Origin of the sequence: Streptomyces sp. NBC_00086 (assembly GCF_026343255.1) — a bacterium.
In the GTDB taxonomy this organism is placed as follows: domain Bacteria; phylum Actinomycetota; class Actinomycetes; order Streptomycetales; family Streptomycetaceae; genus Streptomyces.
Genome location: NZ_JAPELZ010000003.1, coordinates 116,933 through 137,316 on the forward strand (window position 1 = coordinate 116,933; position 20,384 = coordinate 137,316).

General features: G+C 71.7%; 14 protein-coding genes. 10 read left to right on the forward strand and 4 right to left on the reverse strand.

All coding sequences use genetic code 11. From position 1 onward, the window contains the following. Positions 1 to 216 precede the first annotated feature (216 nt). The 6 genes from OG276_RS39240 (at position 217) to OG276_RS39265 (ending at position 7,403) form a co-directional block, all read left to right on the forward strand. Entirely contained in the window at positions 217 to 924 is a 708-nt protein-coding gene (locus OG276_RS39240) for a ScbR family autoregulator-binding transcription factor (protein WP_266914359.1), read from the forward strand. A 129-nt stretch (positions 925 to 1,053) separates the two neighbouring features. Then, positions 1,054 to 2,283, forward strand: a complete 1,230-nt coding sequence (locus OG276_RS39245) for a cytochrome P450 (protein ID WP_266914361.1) — start codon at positions 1,054 to 1,056, stop codon at positions 2,281 to 2,283. Positions 2,284 to 2,542: 259 nt separating this feature from the next. After that, complete coding sequence (locus OG276_RS39250; protein ID WP_266914363.1) at positions 2,543 to 3,172, forward strand: ScbR family autoregulator-binding transcription factor; 630 nt, start codon at positions 2,543 to 2,545, stop codon at positions 3,170 to 3,172. A 375-nt stretch (positions 3,173 to 3,547) separates the two neighbouring features. Next, positions 3,548 to 4,654, forward strand: a complete 1,107-nt coding sequence (locus OG276_RS39255; protein ID WP_266914365.1) for a ParB/RepB/Spo0J family partition protein — start codon at positions 3,548 to 3,550, stop codon at positions 4,652 to 4,654. 260 nt (positions 4,655 to 4,914) lie between these two features. Then, a complete protein-coding gene (locus OG276_RS39260; RefSeq protein WP_266914367.1) occupies positions 4,915 to 5,697 on the forward strand; it encodes an AfsR/SARP family transcriptional regulator in 783 nt (260 codons plus the stop codon). Between the two features lie 200 nt (positions 5,698 to 5,897). Further along, a complete protein-coding gene (locus OG276_RS39265) occupies positions 5,898 to 7,403 on the forward strand; it encodes an FAD-binding oxidoreductase (RefSeq protein ID WP_266914369.1) in 1,506 nt (501 codons plus the stop codon). Between the two features lie 86 nt (positions 7,404 to 7,489). Here OG276_RS39265 and OG276_RS39270 read toward each other — a convergent pair whose 3' ends face one another. The 4 genes from OG276_RS39270 to OG276_RS39285 form a co-directional block, all read right to left on the reverse strand. Beyond that, positions 7,490 to 9,229, reverse strand: coding sequence for a copper resistance protein CopC (locus OG276_RS39270; RefSeq protein ID WP_266914371.1), 1,740 nt, complete (start codon positions 9,227 to 9,229; stop codon positions 7,490 to 7,492). A 76-nt stretch (positions 9,230 to 9,305) separates the two neighbouring features. After that, a complete protein-coding gene (locus tag OG276_RS39275) occupies positions 9,306 to 14,624 on the reverse strand; it encodes a hypothetical protein (protein WP_266914373.1) in 5,319 nt (1,772 codons plus the stop codon). A 159-nt stretch (positions 14,625 to 14,783) separates the two neighbouring features. Continuing rightward, complete coding sequence (locus tag OG276_RS39280) at positions 14,784 to 15,449, reverse strand: hypothetical protein (RefSeq protein ID WP_266914375.1); 666 nt, start codon at positions 15,447 to 15,449, stop codon at positions 14,784 to 14,786. Further along, on the reverse strand, positions 15,449 to 16,390 hold the full coding sequence (locus OG276_RS39285; RefSeq protein WP_266914377.1) for an ROK family protein: 942 nt from the start codon (positions 16,388 to 16,390) through the stop codon (positions 15,449 to 15,451). The genes OG276_RS39280 and OG276_RS39285 overlap by 1 nt, the downstream gene beginning before the upstream one ends. 243 nt (positions 16,391 to 16,633) lie before the next feature. On the opposite strand from OG276_RS39285, the gene OG276_RS39290 reads away from it, so the two are divergent. The 4 genes from OG276_RS39290 (at position 16,634) to OG276_RS39305 (ending at position 20,326) form a co-directional block, all read left to right on the forward strand. Then, positions 16,634 to 17,461, forward strand: a complete 828-nt coding sequence (locus tag OG276_RS39290; RefSeq protein WP_266914379.1) for a lantibiotic dehydratase C-terminal domain-containing protein — start codon at positions 16,634 to 16,636, stop codon at positions 17,459 to 17,461. Between the two features lie 61 nt (positions 17,462 to 17,522). Then, positions 17,523 to 18,578 carry a 3-dehydroquinate synthase gene (locus tag OG276_RS39295; protein WP_266914381.1) on the forward strand — a complete coding sequence of 352 codons (1,056 nt, stop codon included), beginning with the start codon at positions 17,523 to 17,525 and terminating at the stop codon, positions 18,576 to 18,578. A gap of 306 nt (positions 18,579 to 18,884) precedes the next feature. Next, on the forward strand, positions 18,885 to 19,619 hold the full coding sequence (locus OG276_RS39300; protein ID WP_266914383.1) for a YcnI family protein: 735 nt from the start codon (positions 18,885 to 18,887) through the stop codon (positions 19,617 to 19,619). Positions 19,620 to 19,714: 95 nt separating this feature from the next. Further along, positions 19,715 to 20,326: a sigma-70 family RNA polymerase sigma factor gene (locus tag OG276_RS39305; protein WP_266914385.1), complete on the forward strand. Its 612-nt coding sequence runs from the start codon at positions 19,715 to 19,717 to the stop codon at positions 20,324 to 20,326. Positions 20,327 to 20,384: the final 58 nt, after the last annotated feature.

The following is a 20,384-nucleotide window of genomic DNA, read 5'->3' on the forward strand; positions in this document are numbered from 1 at the left end:
CGGACGTACCGGTTTTGTTTTCAAGAGGGGTTCGTATGAAAAACCGGTGACCTGGTTTCTTTCTCGAAATGTGGACGCTATAGTCGGAGGGAGCTTGTCGGCGTAAAGGCTGACCAGTGATGATGTCGGAGTGTTGCGTGGATATCACGCAATGTGAGCACGGGGAGAGTCCGAACCTAGCGGTTTGTTCTTGGCCCGAGTGGCAGCGGAGGATGTATGGCGCGGCAAGAGCGAGCCATTCGTACACGGCAGAAGATCCTGGTCGCGGCGGCAGAGCTGTTCGACGAGGTCGGCTACGAGGCCGCGACGATCTCCGAGGTGCTCAAGAGATCCGGGGTGACCAAGGGAGCGCTCTACTTCCACTTCACCTCGAAGGAAGAGCTCGCCCAGGCGGTGCTGGCCGGGCAGGTGGGAGCCCTGCCGCCGGTACCGGAGCCGGACCTGTTCCTCCAGCAGAGCCTGGACGAGGCGCTGGTCCTCGCCCACCTGCTGTACAAGGGGGACCCGCTGGTACGGGGGAGCGTGCGGCTCACCGTGGACCAGGGTTCCGTGATCGACGGCCTGGACCGGCGCATCCCCATGCAGGGCTGGAACGACCACAACGCGGCGGTGCTCGCCCGTGCGAAGGAGTGCGGGGAGCTCCTTCCGCACATCGACATCGAGTCCACCGCCAAGATGTTCACGGGCAGCTTCACCGGCGTCCAGGTGCTCTCGAAGATCATGACCGGGCACGCGGACATGGTGGAGCGGGTGACCGACCTGATGCGGACGCTGCTGACCGCCATCGCCATGCCCGGCGTGCTGGTGCGCCTCGACTTCGCCCCGGACCGCGCGGAGCGCGTGTACGAGGCGGCCGTCAAGGAGCGCGACGCGAAGGCCGAGGCCCAGGCGGCGCAAGCGGCGGCGGAGGCGGCCGGGGCCTGAGCCCGGTCGGATGACCGGCGGTCCGGAAACGGACCGCCGGAACGGGGGAGGGGGCACGTTGTTCTCCTCGGTGTTGCGTGGGTGTGGTGGGGCACGAAAACGCAGGGACCAACCGAACGGAGTGCACAGATGGACATGGTTGCTTGCCCGTACGCGCTGGACGTGGCGGGCCGGGACATCGCGGGCGAGGCCGCGATGCTCCGGGAGCGGGCGCCGGCGGTCGAGGTGGAGCTCCCCGGCGGGGTGCGCGCCTGGGCCGTGGTGGGACAGGAGCACGTCGAGCGCCTGCTGCTCGACCCGCGGGTGTCCAAGGACGCCCGGCGGCACTGGCCGGAGTTCGTCGACGGGCGCATCACGCCCGAGTGGCCGCTCTATCCCTGGGTGGCCAACGAGAACATGCTGTTCGCCTACGGCCAGGAGCACACCCGGCTGCGCCGCCTCGTCGCGGCGGCGTTCACGGCGCGGCGGGCCGCGGCCCTGCGGCCCCGGGTCGAGGAGCTGACCGTCGAGCTGCTCGACGCACTGGACTCCGTGCCGGCCGGCGAGCCCGTCGACCTGCGCTCCGCGTTCGCGGAACTGCTGCCCCTGCAGGTGATATGCGAGCTGTTCGGAGTCGAGCGGGGACCCGGGCGGGTCGCCCTGTCGGCCGCGCTGCGCACCGTGTTCAGCACCACGGTCCCGGCGGACGAGATGGAAGCCGCGCGCATGACCGCCTTCGGTCTGCTGGCCGGGCACGTGGCGGCCAAGCGGGCCGAGCCGGGCGACGACCTGACCTCTTCGCTGATCGAGGCCCGGGACAACGGCGAGGGTCTCACCGAACCCGAACTGCTCGGCTCCCTCTTCCTGTTGATCGCGGCGGGCCAGGACACCACGTCCACGCTCATCACCAACGCCCTGGGCGCGCTGCTGTCCAGTCCCGGGCAGCTCGCGCACGTACGGGAGGGCCGGGCCGGCTGGGAGGACGTGGTCGCCGAAACCATGCGGCTCCACAGCCCCGCGAGCTATTCGCCCATGCGCTTCGCGGTGGAGGACATCGACCTGGACGGGGTCCGGATCGGGCAGGGCGACCCCATCCTCGTCTCCTTCGCGGCCGGTGGCCGCGACCCCGAGCGGTACGGGCCGCGGGCCGCGGAATTCGACCTGCTGCGCACCGGGCGCGACACCCTCGGATTCGGGCACGGCGTGCACCGCTGCTTGGGCGCCCCGCTGGCCGTGCTGGAGGCCACCACCGCCCTCGCCGCGCTCTTCGAGCGCTACCCGGACATGACCCTCGGCTGCCCGGCGCAGGAGCTGGAGCCGCTGCCCACCTTCCTGCTGAACGGCTACGCGGCCCTTCCCGTGGTGCTGCGCCGGGCCTGAGCGGCGCGCCGGGGACGGCTGACGGTACAGAGCCCGAAGGCTCCGCGGCGAACTCGGCCGCGGAGCCTTTCCGTTGTGCCCGGTGGGTACGGACGCTTCGCCTCCGCTCCTTCCTGTGGATTCGATGGGTGCTCCTCGACCGCGTATAGAAACCGCATCAGCGGTTTGTTAAAGTGAGGGTGTGAGGGAGCTGCGGCACGGGCCGATCGGGGGCCGTCCCTCGCGGACACAGCAACCACTGCGGAGCGACGGAGCCCCCTTGCCCAGACAGGAACGCGCGGTACGCACGCGCAACGCATTGATCGAGTCGGCCGCCGAGCTGTTCGGCCGGGACGGTTTCGAATTGGTCTCGCTCGCGGCCATCAGCTCGCGGGCGGGAGTGAGCAGCGGGGCACTGCACTTCCACTTCCCCAACAAGGAGGCGCTCGCGGAGGCGGTCGTCCTGCTGGCGGGCCAGCGGCTGGACGACATCACGGCGCGGCCGGCCGGCCGCCCCCTCCAGGCGCTGATCGACGCCCTGCACTGCCTCACCCGGGCGCTCCGGTCGGACGTGATCCTGCGCGCCGGGTTCGATCTGAGCTGGAACCCGGTACGGGTACGGGTCACCCGGGACCTGCGCCGTACCTGGCAGGAGTGGGTGGAGGAGGTCCTGCGCCGGGCCGAGCGCGAGGGCTCCCTCGCGCAGGGGGTCGACGCCCGGGACGTGGCGAACACGGTCGTGGCCGCCGCCGCCGGGTTCGAGACCCTGGGCGGCCGGGACCCGCGGTGGTTCTCGCAGGCCACCGTCACGGGCTTCTGGGCGCTGCTGCTCCCGAGGCTCGTGGACGGGCCCGCCCTGGGCGAACTGGTGGCCTCCGGCGCCGTCGAGGAGGGGGTCCGGCACGCCTGAGGCCCCGGACGGGCGTACCCGTCCGGCCGGTCGGCGATCGGCGTGCGGTACCGGGTGAGAGGCCCGGCGGGCCGGCTCGTCCTTCTTTGCGTACGGGAATCCTCCTGCTCTTCAGATCCCTCGGCGTTCCCGGCCCCCGTGGCCGCATCCACCTCACCGTGGTGCGGCCGCGGGCCTTTTCGTATACGGGCAGTGATGCCCTGGCGGCGCCGGACGGGCCGAGGATGCCACGAACTGGGCACCTCCGAGACCTCAAAAACAACCCGCGCAACAGGTATGTTTTCTGTCGCAGATTGATGCGGCCATCGGCGGGAGCCGATCCCCGTGCGGGGATCCGGCACGCTCCCGGTCGTTCCGCGGAGGAGTCAACAGGTCATGGAGGTCCAGGTGTTCGACACGATCGGGTACGGCCCGGCGCAGGAGCAGGCCGGGGCCGGGGGCCACGTCCGCGGGCGGTGCGCCGCGGTGGCCCTCGACGCACTGCTGGAAGCCGACTCGCCCCGGCTGGGCGGACAGGACGAAGAGCACGTACGGCTGCTCGCGGCCCGGGGGGACACGCCGCCCATCCTGGTGGACCGCCGCACGATGCGGGTCGTCGACGGGATGCACCGGCTGCGGGCGGCCCGGCTGCGCGGCGATGAGAGCATCGAGGCGGAGTTCCTCGACGGCGGGGCGGAGGAGCTCTTCGCCCTCGCGGTGAAGCTCAACCTCGAAAACGGCCTCCCGCTGTCGCAGGCCGACCGGATGGCCGCGACCGTACGCGTCCTGCGCGCCTGGCCCGAGTGGTCGGACGGCCGGATAGCCGTGCAAGTGGGCCTCTCCGCGACCACGGTCTCCGTGATCAGGCGTCGTTCGGCGGTGCCGGGCGGGCAGTCGGATGTGAGGGTCGGCCGGGACGGCCGGGTGAGGTCGGTGCGCGCGGCCTACGAGGGGCGGCTGCGGGCGAGCCGGCTGATCGCCACCGATCCCGGGGCCTCGCTGCGGACCATCGCCGACCGTGCGGGCATCGCCACCTCCACGGCCAAGGACGTGCGCGACCGCATCCTCAAGGGCGAAGACCCGCTGCCTCCCAAGGCGCAGGCGGCCAGGGCCCGGGCTGCCGAGGCCCGGGCGGCCAGAGCGCACGCGTCCGGGGAGCCCGGACCGGCCCCGCACGGCCCCGCCCCGCACGGACCCGGCCTCCGCGCGGCTCCGGCGGGGGAGCGGGTCAGGGAGGCCGCAGGGCGCGGTTTCGGGGCCCTCCCCGCGGCCGCGGGCGGGCCGGTGCTGTCGGAGATGCGCAAGGACCCCTCGATGCGCTCGGAGGCGGGCCGGATGCTCCTGCAGCTGCTGGCCGCCCACCCGATCGGCGACGAGGCCACATGGCGCCGGCTGGCCCTGGCCGTGCCGGCGCACCGCGCGGCGGCGCTCGCGCGGGCGGCCCGGCGGTGCGCGGACCACTGGCTGCGCTTCGCCGAGGAGCTGGAAGCAAAGAGCTGGTGAAGAAAAGGTACCGCTGCCGTGGTTTTTTTAGCCACCCATCCCGCCCTCTGAGCGGATGGGTGGCGGGCTCGTTTGTGCCCATTTTTCGGTGAAACCACCCCAGAAAACCGGAGGTCGAGGCCGTCTGGGCCGTCCTGATCGGGGCTCCCTCCACCCCTCCAGTGGCGCGCTGCCCGCTGGCTGAGACTTGACAAACGGCATCGCCGGTTTGTTTTATCTAGTTGTTGCTTTGGATAGAGCCGTAAGGAAGTGGGGGCATCATGCGGTTCAACCTTCTCGGTCCACTCGAAGTGGTCACTGCCGAGCGGGCACTGCCGCTGGGCGGGGTCATCCAGCGGGCCACACTCGGCTACCTGGTGCTGAACGCGAACAAGGCTGTCGCGACAAGTCGGCTGGTCAAAGCCCTGTGGGGTGATGATGCGCCGATGACCTCGCGCAAGATGGTCCAGAACGCGGTCTCGGGCATCCGTCGGCTCCTGGAGGAGCCCGGGGTCGAGGGCCGCGGGGTCCGCCTCGCCACCGCTCCACACGGCTACCAGCTGAACCTCGACCCAGAAACCATCGACACGGTCCGTTTCAGGACTCTGGCGGCCCGTGGCCGCGGTGAGCTCGCCGCCGGATTCCCGGAGGTGGCCGTCGACACCCTGGCCGAGTGCCTGGGCCTGTGGCGCGACTCGGTGCTCGCCGACCTCGCCGAGACCGGTATCAACTGGCCGTCCTTCGCCCAGCTGGAGCGCGAGCGCCTCGCGGCCTACGAGGACTGGGCCACGGCCGCCCTCGAACTGGGCCGCCACCACGAGCTGGTGTGCGAACTCGAAGAGATGGCCGCCGCCGTACCCACGCGCGAACGACTCTGCCGCCACCTGATGCTGGCGCTCTACCGGTGCGGCCGGCAGTACGAGGCGCTCGCCGCCTATCGCCGCACCCGCCAGGCGCTCGTCGACTTCCACGGACTCGACCCGACGCGCGAACTCCAGGACCTCGAGCTCGCGATCCTCAACCAGGAACCGCGCCTGCTGGGACGCCAGTCGCAGCTCGTGTGAATCCGGTGGCCCGCTCCTCCCGCCGATCCTCCTCTTTCCCGCACCGGGCCCCGGCCCGCCGGAAATAGGGGGATCAGTGGGGTGCCGACCGGCTCGGCGGAATGCGGGAATGAACACCAATGGCTTCCGGAGAGTTTCTCGTCTCTCACGTTCGACAGATTTTCATTAGTTCCATCCCCATCTCAGATAATGGAGGAACCTTGCTTACGCGACGTACTCTCTTCCGGGTCGGCGGCGGCATAGCCGTGGCCGCTACGGTCGTCGGCAGCACCGGAGCGGGCACCGCGTTCGGCCTGGGCGAGAACTGGAACGAGCTGCGCGACGTCCTGCAGGGCGACCTGGTCCTGCCGGCCGACGCCGCCTACGGTCAGGCCAAGCAGCTCCAGGTCGGCCAGTACGACGCCTTCAGCCCGGACGCCATCGCGTTCTGCGAGACGGCCCAGGACGTGCAGAAGACCGTCCTGTTCGCGCAGGAGTACGACCTTCCGATCCGGGTCCGCAGCGGCGGCCACAACCTCAACGGCTGGTCCAGCGGCGACCAGGTGCTGATCGTCGACGTCTCGCGGATCAACCACGCGACGGTCAACAGCGGCGGCACCGTCCAGGTCGGCCCGGGCACCCAGTCCGTGGACGCCCTGGCCACGCTCAAGCCGTACAACAAGCAGATCGTCACGGGCACCTGCCCGACCGTCTGCGCCGGCGGGTTCATCTCCGGCGGTGGTGTCGGCTTCCAGACCAAGAAGTTCGGCCTGGCCGCGGACCGCCTGGTGTCCGCCAAGGTGGTGCTGGCCGACGGCCGCATCGTGAAGGCGTCCGCCGGCCAGAACTCCGACCTGTACTGGGCCCTGCGCGGCGGCGGTGGCGGCAACTTCGGCATCGTCGTCGACTTCGAGGTCCGGCCGATCGACGCGCCGCGGCTGGTCAAGTTCGAGACCATCTGGTCCTGGGACGTCGCGGCCACGGCACTGAAGGCCTGGCAGGAGTGGACCATCGGCGCTTCGCGCGACCTCGGCAGCTCGCTCGTCGTCATCCCGCCGTACACCGGCTCCCCGGTCGTGAAGATCTACGGTGGCTACCACGGTGCGCAGGCACCGCTGGAGCAGGCGCTGAACGACCTCGCGACGCGCATCGGCGCCGCGCCGCTCTCCCGCACCGTGTCGGACATGGGCTACTCGGACGCCATGCGCAGCCTGTACGGCTGCGGCGACCTGACCGACGACCAGTGCGACCGCGTGGGCCGCAACCCCGAGGCCGTGCTGGGCCGTACGCCCTTCCAGCGCCAGAGCTACGCGCTGACCTCGCGGGTGACCACCACCTCGGAGGCGGCCGGCCTGCTCTCGGCGTGGAACACCAACTCCGGCAGCCTGATGCACCGCTTCCTGATCGTCCAGGCGCTGGGCGGCGCGGCCAACGACGTCAGCCCGTCGGCGACCGCCTTCCCGCACCGCAGCGCGCAGTTCCTCTTCGGCTTCCAGGGCGGCGTCGACAACGAGGCGCTCGTGGGAGACCTCGGCGGCTGGGCCGACGCGGGCCGCACCGCGCTCGCTCCCGTCGACAGCGGTGCGTACATCAACTTCCCGAACTCCACCAAGATCCGCTCATGGGGCTCGGCGAACTACGGCGGCAACCTGGACCGCCTGAAGCGGGTGAAGGACAAGTACGACCCCTTCGGCTTCTTCGCGCACCCCGGCTCCATCCTCTGCTGATCCCCGCATCGGCGCACCAAGGCCAAGGGCCCCGGACTCGTCCGGGGCCCTTGGCCTTTCGCCGTGCGCTGCTCACCGCTCACCGCTCACCGCACGCGCAGCTCCGACTCGACGGTCTGCAGGTCGATGTCCGTGGTGCGCACCTTCAGCTCGACCTTCCAGACGCCGGCCACGGGCAGGATGACGTTGGACGTGGAGAACTCCCCGGGACCCTGGCGGGTGAGGGCGAACCGCATCGCGTCGGGGCCGCCGGAGGCCTGCCGCAGCGCGGCGGAGACCTCGGGGACGTCCCGGACCGCGCCCTTGGCATCACTGATCCGTACGGTCAGCCGGGCGTCGGCGCCGGCCCGGGCCGGGTCCAGAACGATCCTGGCGCTGCCGCCGGTGAACTTGACCTCGACGCGCTGCGCCGTGGGCACGGGCGCCGCGGGCCGGGAGCCGGGCGGCGTGGCCACGAGGACGGCGGTGAAGGCGAGGACCACGACCGCGAAGGCCACTTCCACGCGCAGCGACCACCGGAGCTGGCGGCGCGCCGACCGCTCCCGTTCGGCCTCGGCGCGGGGCGTGGTCCGGCCGGTGGCGGAGGCCGCCGGGGCGGACGGCCCGCCGACGGCCGCCAGGACCTTCTCCGTGACCGCGGCGGCGGGCGTGGCGGCGTAGCGGCGGCGCACGACGGACCGGGACAGCGCACCGCCCCACACGAGCACCCCGACCGCGGCGAGTTTGAGGACGAGCAGGGTCCCGTAGGAGGTGCCGGTGAGCGCCTGCACGCTGCCCACCCCGCGCCAGGCACGGTAGATCCCGGTGACCGTCAGGACGAGCACGGCCGTGCCGGCGATCCAGGAGAAGCGGCGCAGCGCCGTGCCGACTTGGTCCGCCGGCAGCGGCGCCTTGCGCCGTACGACGCTCAGCAGGAGGAAGGCCAGACCGCCGAACCACGCGGTCATGGCCGAGGTGTGCAGCAGGTCCGCCGCCGATACGAGCAGTTCCCCCTCGGCGTTCGCGTGGCCGGTCCCCAGCCAGGTGGCGGGCAGCAGCACGGCGCCGGTCACCGCCAGGGCCCGGCGGGCCGCCCCGCCGGTACGGCCCCCGCCGCGAACGGCCAGGAGCAGGAGGGGTCCGGCGACGGCGAGCAGCCCGATCCGGCCGAGCACGTACCGGCCGAAGTCGGTCTCCACCGTCGAGCCCAGCAGGCTGGGCTCGAGGAGAGCGCCGAGCCCGCGGCCGGCCGCGTACGGTCCCTGGATCAGGAGCACGCCGGCGGCCGCGGCCAGGGCGGCGGCCCAGGCGCCGGCCAGCAGCCGCCGGGGCCGGGTGCGGGCCCACCCGGCGGGCCAGCAGAAGAGCAGGAAGACCGCGCCGCCGCCGAGCAGGCCGAGGGCGGCGTAGCCCAGCCAGCGCAGGCCGGTGAAGACGGCGCGGACCGTGGGGTCGGCATCGGTGCCGGCCCCGGCGGCGGGCAGTTCGCCCAGCTCCGCCGAGCCGACGGCGAAGACGATCACTCCGTAGATGGGGTGCGAGTCCGCCGAGACGACCCGCCAGGTGAGGGTGTGGACGCCCTCGTTCAGCGTGCCGGGCAGCGGTACGACGATCTTGTCGGGCGCGGCCGGGTCGTTGCGGGCACCACCGAGTTCGACGTCCCCCCGCGGGCCGTCGAGTCGCATGCCCCCCTCGACCGGGGAGGCGCCCTCGCTGAAGGTCAGGGTCACCTCGGAGGGGGCGGTCGCCAGCCGCTCTCCGTTGGCGGGGGACGAGGACAGCAGCTGTGCGTGGGCCTGAGCCGGCTGCGCCGGGACGGCAAGAGCCATCCCGGCGACAACCGTCATCAGAACCAGTGCACGCGCTATCCACCGCAGAGGGCTGGGGGTGTGTCCCCCGGGAAAGCACAGCACAACGTTCTCCTTACAAGGGCGCCGGAGCGCCGGGGGAGCCGGTCGGAGTCACCCTCAGGAGCCCCCACATGCCGGCCGCCGCGAACGGCTGCCTCGCATCGGACACGAGGTAGTCCCCTGTGTAGCGGAACCGCCCGCCGGCCGCACCCAGTTGTGCGTCCACCGTCTCACCTGCGGTGACGGTGCGGGCGGACATCTTCTGGGAGCCCTCCATGCCCGGTTCGAGCGGGAAGCTGTGACCGCCGACGGTGAAGGAGTGGAACTGGTCGGAAGCTCCCACCCCGACCCGGAAGACCACGGGGTCTGCGGAGTTGGCCCGGAACACGGGTGTCGCGGGGTCTCCGTAGGGATCCGAGGAGAACGCCGACCCGTACGAGCCGATGACCGGCGCGCTCGGGAAGTTGTTGACGTAGGACGTCAGCCCGAGCCGCTTGGTGAGGGGCTCGCTGTGGTAGTTGAAGTGGCTGTATCCCTTGTCGAACGAGCCGGTGTTGCCCGCGGTGCCCGGCGGCGCGCCGGGGATCGGGGCGACGGGCCGGTTGAAGGCCTCCGCCGGGTTCACGCCGTTGCCCGCGACCTGGTCCCCGTACGGCAGGATGCTGCGCGAGAACTGCTGGTCGGTGCTCTGCATCAGCAGGGCGAACTCCCGGAACTTGCGGCCGCCCGGCACCCTGATGATCGCTTCCGTGCTGGTCCTCGTCGCGGTGAGCGGTGCGCCCGTCGCGCTGTCCGACCAGGTGGACCCGGCCGGCTCGACGATCAGCATTCCGTAGGCGCCGTGCCGCAGCGAGGCCGTGCTCCCCAGGTTCTGGAAGAGCGAGGAGCCGAGCTCGGTGTCCGCGTGGAAGGTGTACGTGAGCGACTTCCCGGCCGCCACCGTGGTGTCCGGGTTCAGACCCACCGCGGCGCCGCTCGCCAGCTGCTGGTTGCGCGTCAGCTTGGCGAGGTCGAAGCCGGCCCGGGTGCCCCCGTACGGCGAACCGGGGTCCGTCCTGTTGTTCAGGGTGATGGACACGCAGTCGCCCTTGTTCGCCCGCAGCACGAGCGGTTCGAGCTTCTTGGCGCCGCTCTTGAGCGCGTCCACGTCCGAGGAGAGGGCGTAGACCACGCCGCCGGTGTCCTGGAACGGCGCTGTCGGCAGCGTCATGTTGATCACGGACACGTCGTACTTCAGGACGCGGGCCGTGCTCGGGCAGGACGCGGCCGTGGACGTGACCACGGAGGCGTCGGGCTTGCCGTCCGCGGTGTAGGCGGCCGCCGGATCGGGACCCGGCGTGACCTGGGTGTTGCCGGTGGCCGCGACCTGCTTGGGGAAGCCCGCTCCCGTCGGGGGCGCGGTCCGCCCGGGCAGCGGCTTCAGATCGCTCTGCAGCCGGTCGTGCACCCGGAAGATGCCCCAGGCGCCGCTCTCCATCGCGAAGGTGCGCGTGCTGTAGTACAGGTAGTCGCCCGGCGAGGCCGAGGGACCGCCCGCCCCGCCGTCCAAGACGTAGTCGAACCGCTCGGAGATTCCCGTGGTCGCGGCGTCCATCAGCTGGCCGCCCTTGTTGAACCGCTCCATGCGGAACCGGTGGCCCTGGATGCGCAGGGCTTCGGCGCGGTCGTTGACGCCGATGGTGCGCACGACCACCGGGTCGCCGGCGTAGGCACGCAGGAGCGGGGTCCTCGGGTCTCCGTACTTGACGGAGGAGAAGACGTACGGATCGACGGTGGTCACCGTCGCCCGCGCGGTGTTCGCGTCGGGCTTGGCGGGGTCGTCGGGAGCACGGCTGAAGGCGTTGCGGCAGCGCGCTCCGTTGTACTCCTGGCGCTGGTCGGTGGTCGTGGGGTCGGCGGGGGTGGCACCCGGTGGTGTTCGTTCACCGAGTGGCGCGGCTCTGAGGTTGATGGAGCCCTCCTCGCACTCCTGTCCGTTGTTGAAGGGGTTCAGGCCCGGTCCGGGTGGTGTGTAGAGCTCGCTCCTGCCTCTTCGCCCGTTGTGGAGGAAGACGGTGTACTCGCGGAAGGAACCGGACTGGCCGACACCGACGGAGCCGCCGGAGGTGTTGACGATGTCGACGATCGTGCCGCTGTTGACCTCCTTGCCGGTGACCGGGTCGCGGTAGGTCGACCCCTTGGGCTCGATGATGTGGGCGGCGAACAGGCCGTGCGCCCAGGAGGCCACCGCGTCGACGTGGTCGTGCCAGAAGACGGTGCCCGAGTCCACGTCCGAGTACCAGCGGTACTGGACGAACTCGACGGTCACCGGCTCGCCGGCGGTGTGCTGCTTGGTCAGGGGCTGGTCGAAGACGAGCTGGTTGCCCTCGATCCCGACGATCTTCCTGACCTCGATGGTGTCCCGGCCGACTCCGATGCCGATGGAGATGCCGGTCCGCAGCTTGTCCGTTCCGGACACGGTGATCCGGTCCGGGGCGTCCACGGAGGTCAGCGAGCGGTTCTCGCGCGAGGTGGCGAAGACGGCCTGCTCGAAGGCGAAGCCGGCGACGACGCCGTCGGACGCCAGCGGGTCGAACTGGACCAGGTGAGTGTGCATGTTGACCTTGCTCTGCACACTCGCTTTCAGCTCGCTGCCGAAGGTGATCGCCACGCAGTCGCCGACGTTGGAGCGGATCACCAGCGGGTCGACGGGCTTGCGTCCCTCGAGGACGTCCTTCTTGTCCTCGTTGAGGACGAAGACCTCACCGTCCTTGTCGACCTCGCGGTCGGTGGACTGGAGGGACACGGGCACGGCCGTCACGTCGTAGCGGCGTACCCGGGCGTCCTTGGGGCACAGGCCGCCGGGATTCTTGTCACTGACCGTCTCGCCCACGCCCGGCGCTCCCGCGTGCCCGTTGGGGGCGAACGGCGGACGCTGGCCCAGATGCGGGCGCAGCAGCGGGTAGGCCGGTTTGCCGGTGCGCGGGTTGAACCGGATCGTCGGCCGCTCACCTGGGGATTCGGACTTGAAGTTGGCCCATACGGCGCTGGTCTCGGGCTCGCCGAGGTAGACCGGCGCGTCCTCGGTGCCGCCCTTCTGCCAGTCCCAGACCGTCGCGTCGTCCGGGTCCGGCCCGCTGCCGGCGTTCCAGCGGGTGCCCTGCGGCGGGAGACTGCCCTCGACCAGGGATTCCAGCGTGATCTGCGTCGATGGGCTGGTCAGGTGTTTCGCCAGGACCACGGTCTTGCCCTGGATCGTCCGGCCGATCAGCTGCGAGGAGTCGACCCCCTCCTGCAGGGGCGTCTTGCCCGGTAGCGGGGCCAGCGTGGGTTGCGCCGTGTCGAAGACGCGCCACATCCCCCACATGCCGGCGACGTAGTGCTGGCCTATATGACAGTGGTAGAGGAAGTCGCCGGCCGCCTGCTGGCAGCCTCCGGCGCCGCACTCGTGCTCCAGGTTGAAGCTCTCCATCGGACTGACCGTCTGCGAGTCCAGCCGGATCGACTTGGCGTTCTGGATCGGTGTCTTGGTCAGGCCCGCGTCCATGTCCGTGTTGTCCGAACCGGGGTTGAGCCGCCAGCGGGTGCCACCGCCGTGCACGTGGTGCACGTGCAGCTGTTCGGCGCCCGCGTGCACGAGCCGCGTCTTGGTGGGCTCGCCGAGGTAGGAGCGCGGCATGGGCGTGGCCGGGTCGCCATAGGTGTACGAGCTGTAGGCCAGCGACTTGTTCGCCTTCTGGACCTCGGCCCCGCGCGCGGCCTCCAGCTGGAGACGGCGGTAGAAGGGCTCGCTGCGGTAGTTGATGCCGCGGCTGCCCGGCCGGTACACCTTGGTGCCGCCGCCGCCCTCGTTGGGGATGGTCGGCGTCGGCGGACGCAGGTCGATCATGGGCAGCGGACGGCCGTACTCGATCTGGTCGCCCACGGGGATGCCGGTGTCACCGCCGATCGGGATGCCCTCGTCGTTCTCGCGCAGCGGCCTGCGCAGGTTGAAGGTCTCGTCGCCGATCTCGTGGTAGATCAGGGCGAACTCGCGGAAGCTGGTCCCCGTGGGCGGGCGGACCATGGCCTCCCAGTTGCTCCACTTGTTGTCCTCGGTCCGGTCGGCGCCGGTGACCGGGTCGTACCAGCGGGCGCCGGCGCGTTCCGCGATCAGCGCGCCGAACAGGCCGTGGGACGTCAGCTGCGTGGACTCGCCGCCGCTGCGGAAGACCTTGGTGCCCTCGCCCATGGCCGGGTCGAGGTAGTAGCGGTACTGGCGGGTCTCACCGGGCTTGGCCAGGGACGCCGGGTTCTTGCCGACCTCTTGGCCGCCCGCTCCGCCGGCCGCGTCGTAGGCGACGCCGGCCAGGTCCACGGAGACGGCCGGGACCCCGCCCGGCTGGACCACCGCGGGGTTGCCCAGCGAGCCGGAACGCGGAGCCTTCTGCAGCTTGTTGGTCAGGTTGATGACCACGCACTCGCCGAGGCGGGCGCGCATCACGAGCGGCTGGATCGGGTCCTGGCCCAGCCCGGTGGCCACCTTCGCGGCCGTCGGGTCCTCCTTGTCGAGCGCCGAGGCCCGGCGCAGTGCGGCCTCCTGCTCGCGTACGGCGCCCTCCCGGTCGGCGAGGACGTACATGTAGCCGTACGGGTCGTGGTCCCCGAACCGGTCCACGGTGATGTCCACGTCGATGGCGTGGACGTCGAACACCCGCTGGGGCGAGGTGGCGCAGCTGCCGGCCTCACCGTCCGAGGCCTCGTCGGGCTGGGCCGCGGCGCCCGTGGGCGCGAGCAGCGCGGCCAGCAGAAGGGCACTCACGGTGTGCCGCAGCGCGAGCACCCAGGTGCGGGGCCTGCGCAGGACCGCGTACAGGCTCCGCGCCAGGGCGCGCGGCGAGAGCTCGGTCAGGACCGCCCCGACGAGCGCGAGCAGCAGGATCGCCGCCTCCACCTGGAGCGCCTGGTCCACCCCGTACCGCAGCAGCGCGCCCGCTTCCCGCGCGGGCATCGCCTCGGTGCCGTGGATGTGTCCGGCGACGGGCGCCATCACCTTGTGGGCGGCGGCCTGGACGGCGGCCAGCGGCACGAAGCCGGCGGTCATGGTGACCGCGACGACCGAGGCCTTGAAGAGCGAGGTGCGCAGGGTGTCCGGGAGCAGCCCGAGCCGGTCGGCCGCGAGGCCGGACAGCCGGACGCCGAGGCCTGCCAGCGGAAGCACCAGGAGAACGTCGAAAACGAGGAACGGCAGATGAGAGACCCATGGTCCCCCTCTGCCGTACACGGCCCAGTGCTGCCAAGCCGCTGTTCCCAGTGCGAGGACGACGGCCAGCAGCATCCGGGACCTGAAGGCTGCGAACGCCTGGTCCTCGGGTGGTCGGCCGGTCCATCCGCGCACCGGCCCGAAATCGGGCGCGGCGGATGTGTCACGCATGGCGAGGTGACTCCCTTGTTCGTGCTTGGGTCGGAAAGGGGGAAGCCGCGCGGAGCGCGGCGGCCGGGTGGGGTTCGGTGGTCGTGCGTTCCGTGGCGCCGGTCCGGTGGCGGCGGTTCGGCCGCGTTGCTTCGGTGGCGGCGCTCCGTGGGTGGCGCTTCAGTGGCCGTGGGCCGGGTCGCCGGTGAGGGAGACGGTCAGCTGCCGCGTTTCGCCGTCGCGCTTCCACAACACCCGCAGGGGCGGGTCGCCGGGCTCCGGGGGCTCGATGTCGAAGTACAGGACTCCCCGTACGGCGCTCCCGGCGGCCAGCCGGGGCAGCTCGCCGATGGTGTCGGAGTGCAGCGGCACCGGTTTGCCGGCGCCGTCCGCACGGCCCCGGCCGCCCTTGCCCCCGATGAGGAAGAACTCCTCCGCGACGCTGAACCCGGTCGGCTCGTCCTCGGTGTTGACGAGGGTGACGGGCACTCCGATCCGCTGGTCGTCGCCTTCCGGCGCGCCCGGCATCATCGAGGAGGGCATCTGGAAGCCGTCGTCCGTGTGGTGGTTGGCCATGGTCGACCACGCGGCCTGGCGGACCTGCGTCCGCACACCTCCGGCCTCGGCGCTCGCGCGGGGGACCGCTTCGCGGGCAGCCACGCGCTCCTGCCACAGCGCGGTGCCCGCCATGGCCGCGAGGACCGCGATGGTCGTGGTGAGCACGGCCAGGGCGCGGACGAGGGACGTGTGGCGGTCCCGGCGGAGCGGGCGCGGCGGGCGGGCGACGGCGGCCGGGCGGGCGGGGCGGGCCGGCCCGGCCGCCGTCGTCACGGAGTCCGGTGCCATCAGACCAGCGCCTGCTGCGCGTCGGCGGGGCTCGCGCCGGCCGTCACACCGCGGGCCAGCAGGATCGAACCGTGGAGGGAGGAGAGTCCGCCGAGCAACGCGGGCCGGATGCGGGGCGCGGGATGACCTGCCCGGGCCAGCCGGCGGGTGTGGCGCTCGACGGTGGGGACGAAGCCGGGCAGTCCGTCGGCGAAACCGCCGCCGATGATGACGGCGCTGGGCCGGAACAGCTCGTTGGTGCCGACCGCGGCCGCCGCGAGGGCGGCGCAGGCCTCGTCGACCGCGAGCACGGCCCAGGGCACGGCGGCCTGCCAGGCCTCGCGCAGCTCCTCGTAGCTCACGTACTCCTCCCCGCGCAGCCGGGCGGCCCGGCGCAGGATCGCCCGTCCGGAGGCGAAGGCCTGAACGCAGCCCTGGCGGCCGCAGTCGCAGCGCGTGCCGGAGCGGTCGACGATCAGGTGGCCGATCTCGCAGGATCCCCGCTCGGCGCCCGGGCAGAGGGACCCGCCGAGCACCACTCCGCCGCCGACCCCGGTTCCGATCCCCAGGTAGACCACGTCCTCGATGCCCGCGGCCCGGGCTTCGGCGAGGGCGGCGACATCCCCGTCGTCCGCGCAGGCCACCGTGGTGCCCGGCAGCATCCGGCGGAGCTCGGAGCGCAGGTCCAGGCCCCGCCAGCCGGGGCGGTTCGGCCAGGCGGTCACCCGGCCGTCCCCGTCCAGGGTGGCGGGCATGGCGATGCCCGCCGCGATGATCGGGCCGGGCCAGTGACCGGGGAGGTCCTCCAGGCACGCGGCGAGCTTCTTCATGTCCGCGCGCACGCCGTCGTCGGTGCGCCATCGGAAGGTGGTCTCGTACGGTTCCGCCCCGTCGCCTTCCACCCGAATGGCGACTTTGGTGCCGCCGACGTCCATCCCGAGGTAACCCTTGATACCGCTCATTCACGTGAGTTTCCGCAGGGCGGACCACTGGGCGGTAACCGCGCCACCACCGGGTCCGCCGGGCAGGATCCGGGAGGGCCGCGTGCTTTTCCGGGCAGGGCCCTAGGGCTCCCCCCTATGTCATCCCTATGTTTCCCCCCGGCGTGACCAATTGGGCACTGAACGGAAATACAAAGAAGCGCGACAACTACCCTCGGCGAGGCCCAGGAACTTCACGGAACTCCCCCCGAGGTGGATTCTGCAATGACCCGTCAATGGCTTTTCATCCGCCTGCCGAATCCGATGAGGAGCCGCTCCGAGGATCATGTATCCCGGGTCGTCTCCACGACGGTCGCCGATCTGGTGAGCCGTCTGCGGACCGCGGACCCCGGGGGGCACTGGCAGTTCACCCGCCCGGGTCCGGGCACCGGAGCGGACCTCACCCTGTCCTTCCACTCCACCGGGGAGGTGCTGCGGGACCTGGAGCGGCGCCTGCGCTCGCTCACGGCGGCGTACAACCGGCCCATGATCACCGATCGGTACGAGCCGCCCACCGGCAAGTACGGCACCCATCAGGTCATCCGGGTCGCGGACCAGCTCGCCACCGAGTCCAGCGAGTTCGCGCTGACCCTGCTCCAGGACGGCGAGCTGGCGGCGTCGGAGCAGTTGCGGCTGGCGACCCAGCACCTGTGGCACCTCAGCGCCCTTACCGCCCCCGGGGACCGGGCGGCGTTCCTCTTCCACTTCTGGCAGTTCGGCACCGACCGGCTGGAGCCGGCCGGGCGCTTGGAGCTCGCCGCGGAGGCGGACGCCTACGGCGCCGACCTGATCGTCCGGCCACTGGCCGGCGACGTCCTGCTGTGGGACCGCTACGTACCGGCCGTGCGGACGGTCATCGAGGACCCCCAGGAGGGCGGGGTGCCGGTGAACTACCTGCTCTACGACCACGTTCAGCTCACCCATGACCGCCTGGGCATCCCGGTGCAGACCGGTGCCCTGGCCGCGCGTGCCCTGCGGGCCGCCCTCGCGGCAGGGGCGCCGGTCACCGAGGTGCTCAGCGCCAGCGGAGCCCGCGCGCTCCAGTCGGCCTGAAAGGCCGCCGGCCGCGGGCCGCATCACACCGGATCGGAAAGGACCTCTCACTGTGACTGCAGTGACTGCAGCGACGGCCGTGCCCACCACGGACACACAGACCCGTCGGCGGATCGACGTGGAGCTGGGCGACCGTTCGTACCCGGTCCACATCGGTTCCGGCGTACGCCACCTGCTCGCCGATGCCATCGCCGCGACGGGCGCGCGCCGCGTGGCCGTGGTGTCGGCCCGGCCCCGGGACACCCTGCCGGAAACGGGGGTGCCCACCCTCCATCTGGAGGCCCGGGACGGCGAGGTGGACAAGACGCTCGCGACCGTGGACCGCATGTGCCGGGCGTTCGCCGACTACGGGCTCAGCCGCGCGGACGCCATCGTCTCGGTCGGCGGCGGTACGACCACCGACTCGGTGGGCCTGGCGGCGGCGCTCTACCACCGGGGCCTGCCGGTGATCCACCTGCCCACGACCCTGCTGGCCCAAGTGGACGCCAGCGTCGGCGGGAAGACCGCGGTGAACCTGCCGCAGGGCAAGAACCTGGTGGGCCAGTACTGGCAGCCCGCCGCGGTGCTGTGCGACACCGACTTCCTGCGGACCCTCCCGGAGCGGGAGTGGACGAACGGCTACGGGGAGATCGCCCGGGCCAACTTCATCGGGGCCGGGGACCTGCGGGGGCTGCCGCTCGTCGAGCAGATCGCGGCGAGCGTGGCCTGCAAGGCCCGGATCGTGGCGGCCGACGAGCGCGACTCGGGGCTGCGGCACACCCTGAACTACGGCCACACCCTGGGCCACGCGCTCGAACGTGCCACGGACTACGCCCTGCGGCACGGCGAGGCGGTGGCCATCGGCACCGTGTTCGCGGGTCGGCTGGCGGGGGCGCTGGGCCGGATCGACGCCGCGGGGGTCGCCGAGCACCTCGACGTCGTACTCGCCTACGGGCTGCCGCACCGGCTGCCCGCCGGGGTGGCGGTGGCGGATCTGATCGCCCTGATGCTGCTGGACAAGAAGGCCACCACGGGGCTGTCGTTCGTACTGGACGGCCCGCGCGGGGCGGAGCTCGTCACCGGGGTTCCGGAGCCCCTGGTGGCCGAGGTGCTGTCGGGGATGGAGCGTGAGGGCTGAGGCGCGCCCGACGGCGGGAGCGTGACGGTGGGGGACGGGTTGCCGGGCGGTTGACGGCCGCTGGTTCCCGGGGGAGAGGATCGGCTCGGGTTTGAGAGCGCGCCTGCCCGTGCTTGCGGCCCCTCGGTCGAAAACCGAGGGGCCGCAGGCACGGGCGGGGACGCACTTCAGCACACGGTGATCAGGCGCGGGCCGCCCACGGTGTTCGCCCTCGCAGCCTGGCGCGGCATCCGTTCGGTGCCGCGAACTCCGTGCGCGCCGCGTGCGGAGCCACCGTCACCACAGCTTCCGTGGAGTGTTCCTGCCATGAAGACCTCTCGCGTCTCCTTCGCCGCCGCCCTCGCCGCGGGTTCCGTCCTCGTCCTCTCCGGCACCGCCTTCGCCCATGTCGGCGTGCAGCCCGTCGGAGAGGCCGCCAAGGGCGGCTACGCGACGCTCAACTTCAAGGTCCCCAACGAGCGCGACGGCGCCTCGACCACGCAGCTGGAAGTCAACTTCCCCGTCGACCAGCCGCTGTCCTCCGTCATGCCGCAGGACGTTCCCGGCTGGACCGTGAAGGTGGAGAAGACCAAGCTCGACAAGCCGCTCACCGTGCACGGCAAGCAGATCAACGAGGCCGTCACCAAGGTCACCTGGACCGGCGGAAGGATCGAGGCCGGCAAGTTCCAGCAGTTCCCGGTCTCCGTCGGCAAGCTGCCCGACAACGCCGATCAGATGGTCTTCAAGGCGATCCAGACCTACGACAACGGCGAGATCGTCCGCTGGATCGAAGAGCCCAAGGAAGGCGCCGCGGAACTGGAGAACCCCGCTCCGCTCCTGAAGCTGACCGCCGCCGGCGCCGACCACCACGACGCCGCCGCCAAGAAGCCGGCGGACGAGGCGAAGAACTCCGCCGCCGAGCACAAGGACGGCCAGGAGGGTCACGACACGGCCGCCGAGAGCGGCTCCGACACGACCGCGCGGGCCCTCGGCATCGCCGGCATCGTCATCGGACTCGGCGGCGTGGCCTTCGCCGTCACCTCCCGCCGCCGCACCTCCTGACCTGTGCCCGAGGGGTGCAGGGGGCCGAGGCGGAACCGGATGTCATCTCGCGGTGTGCCGAATCCGGCTCCGCCCGTACAGGAGCGCAGATACTCATGACCGACACGACCACGGTTCCCGCCACGGAGACGGACGAAGAGCGCTCGACCCGCTTCGAGCGGGACGCCGTCGCCTACCGGCCCCTGCTGTACGCCCACGCCACCCGGCTGACCCGCAACCCGGCCGATGCCGAGGACCTGGTGCAGGAGACGTACGTCCGGGCGTACCGCAGCTTCCACCAGTTCCGCCCCGGCACCAACCTGCGGGCCTGGCTGCTGCGGATCCTCACCAACGTGTTCCGCACCGACTACCGCAAGCGGCAGGCGGGTCCGCGCTTCGCGCACGCCTCGGACATCGAGGAGTGGCAGCTCGCGAGCGCCGCCTCCCGCGCCTTCGGGGGGCTGCTCTCGGCGGAGTCCCAGGTCATGGACCGGATACCAGACCCCGTGATCAGCGAGGCGCTGCGGGCGATCCCGGGCGACTTCCGGACCGTCGTCTACCTGGCCGACGTCGAGGGACTGCCGTACGAGCAGATCGCCGAGCTGGTCGGCATTCCGTGCGGCACCGTCAACTCCCGTCTGCACCGCGGCCGAAGGCGGCTGCGGACCCTGCTCGACGGGCACCGGGGCCACCGGGCCGGCGCAGGCGACTGGGCGGAGGCGCCGTGACGGCGCCCCGGCAGGAGCCATGATCCATTCCGCTTCCGGGGCCCCGGCGGCAAGCCGC

Excerpts from the sequence above, each read along its gene's own strand:
- OG276_RS39240 (WP_266914359.1), top strand. The coding sequence starts at position 217 with ATGGCGCGGCAAGAGCGAGCCATTCGTACACGGCAGAAGATCCTGGTC.
- OG276_RS39245 (WP_266914361.1), top strand. The coding sequence starts at position 1,054 with ATGGACATGGTTGCTTGCCCGTACGCGCTGGACGTGGCGGGCCGGGAC.
- OG276_RS39255 (WP_266914365.1), top strand. The coding sequence starts at position 3,548 with ATGGAGGTCCAGGTGTTCGACACGATCGGGTACGGCCCGGCGCAGGAG.
- OG276_RS39260 (WP_266914367.1), top strand. The coding sequence starts at position 4,915 with ATGCGGTTCAACCTTCTCGGTCCACTCGAAGTGGTCACTGCCGAGCGG.
- OG276_RS39270 (WP_266914371.1), bottom strand. The coding sequence starts at position 9,229 with ATGACGGTTGTCGCCGGGATGGCTCTTGCCGTCCCGGCGCAGCCGGCT.
- OG276_RS39275 (WP_266914373.1), bottom strand. The coding sequence starts at position 14,624 with ATGCGTGACACATCCGCCGCGCCCGATTTCGGGCCGGTGCGCGGATGG.
- OG276_RS39280 (WP_266914375.1), bottom strand. The coding sequence starts at position 15,449 with ATGGCACCGGACTCCGTGACGACGGCGGCCGGGCCGGCCCGCCCCGCC.
- OG276_RS39285 (WP_266914377.1), bottom strand. The coding sequence starts at position 16,390 with ATGAGCGGTATCAAGGGTTACCTCGGGATGGACGTCGGCGGCACCAAA.
- OG276_RS39290 (WP_266914379.1), top strand. The coding sequence starts at position 16,634 with ATGACCCGTCAATGGCTTTTCATCCGCCTGCCGAATCCGATGAGGAGC.
- OG276_RS39300 (WP_266914383.1), top strand. The coding sequence starts at position 18,885 with ATGAAGACCTCTCGCGTCTCCTTCGCCGCCGCCCTCGCCGCGGGTTCC.
- OG276_RS39305 (WP_266914385.1), top strand. The coding sequence starts at position 19,715 with ATGACCGACACGACCACGGTTCCCGCCACGGAGACGGACGAAGAGCGC.